Annotated in this window: 2 protein-coding genes; both read right to left on the bottom strand. The window is 65.8% G+C overall.

Annotated features, from left to right (window positions below; genetic code table 11):
• On the bottom strand, positions 1-673 hold a 673-nt coding region (locus BLX41_RS11435; protein WP_148059716.1), incomplete at its 3' end, for a condensation domain-containing protein.
• Positions 673-1419, bottom strand: a 747-nt coding sequence (locus BLX41_RS11440; protein ID WP_259744714.1) for an AMP-binding enzyme, incomplete at its 5' end; no start/stop codon positions are given. The genes BLX41_RS11435 and BLX41_RS11440, both read right to left, overlap by 1 nt.

Here is a 1419-nt window from a genome sequence, read left to right on the forward strand (position 1 = left end):
CGAAGTCGGCGTACTGCACCGCCAGCGGTGCCAGGTCCGGCGCGCGCTGGTATTGGCGCCAGTGCTCATAGGCGCTGGTCACCTCGCCCACCAGGATCGGCAGCGACCAGGCATCACTGATGATGTGATGGGTACAGAACAGCAGCACATGTTCCTGGGGCCCGAGCTTGATCAGGGTCGCCCGCAACAGCAGGTCGTGCTCCAGGTCGAAGGGGCGTTCGCCCTGCTCCGCCACCTGTTCGGCCACCTGCGGGCCGGCCTCCTCAAGGTGGCTGTAATCCAGGCGCTGCAGAAGGAATTCACGCTGGGGATGAATCACCTGCATCACTTGCTGGCCGTGCAGGCTGAAGGTGCTGCGCAGCACTTCATGGCGGTCGATCAGGTACTGGATACTGCGTTGCAGATCGGCGTCCTGCAGGTCGCCCTGCAAGCGCAGCACCGCCAATTGGTTGTAGGCGCTGGAGGTCGGCTCCAGTTGCCAGAGAAACCACAGGCGCTGCTGTGCATAGGAAGCGCACATCAGCGTCTGGGCCTCGCTGCGCCCAGGGATCGGCAACAGGTCCAGGGACAGCCCCTGCTCGATCATCTTGCGCTGCAAGGCGCTACGCTCCTGGGGGCTGAACGCGGCGAACCGCTTGGACAGCGCCAGCATGCGCTCGGGTAACGGATTCATCACTCCTGGGCCTCCGCAAACAGGGCTTCCAAGGCATCGACCTTGTCCCCTGTCACCCCGGAATCACGATGCAGCTCGACCTGTCGGGCCAGCAGTTCCACCGTTTCGCCCTCGAAGAACACCCGCAGCGGCAAGGACAGGTTGAGCTCGCTTTGCACCTTGGAGCGAATGCGCGTGGCCAGCAGTGAGTGGCCGCCCAGGGCAAAGAAGTTGTCATGCACACCGACCCGTTCCAGTTGCAGCGCTTCCTGCCAGATGGCGGCCAGGGTGGCCTCCAGCTCGTTACGCGGCGCCACATAGGCGCTGCCTTGCAGCTCCAGGGCGCTCAGGGCGTTACGGTCCAGCTTGCCGTTGGGGGTCAGGGGGAAACGCTCCAGGACACTGAGGAACGACGGCACCATGTACTCGGGCAACTGCTCGCGCAGCTGGGCCAGCAGGGCCTGCTCCTGGGCCTCGCGGTCGTCGACCTGGGCCAGCACCACATACGCCACCAACTGTTTGCCGGCCGCCGTGTCCCGGGCCACGACAGCGGCTTCGCGCACATTGGCGGCTTGCCCGAGCAGGCTCTCGATCTCGCCCAGCTCAATGCGAAAGCCACGGATCTTCAGCTGGAAGTCAATCCGGCCGAGGTAGTCGAGCGTGCCCTGGGGCAAGCTGCTGACCCGGTCCCCGGTGCGATACAGGCGCGCGCCGGGGGTGCTGGCGAACGGGTCCGGGAGGAAGCGGCTGGCGGGCAGGGCCGGACG

The organism is Pseudomonas protegens, assembly GCF_003732485.1.
In the GTDB taxonomy this organism is placed as follows: Bacteria; Pseudomonadota; Gammaproteobacteria; order Pseudomonadales; family Pseudomonadaceae; genus Aquipseudomonas; species Aquipseudomonas protegens_B.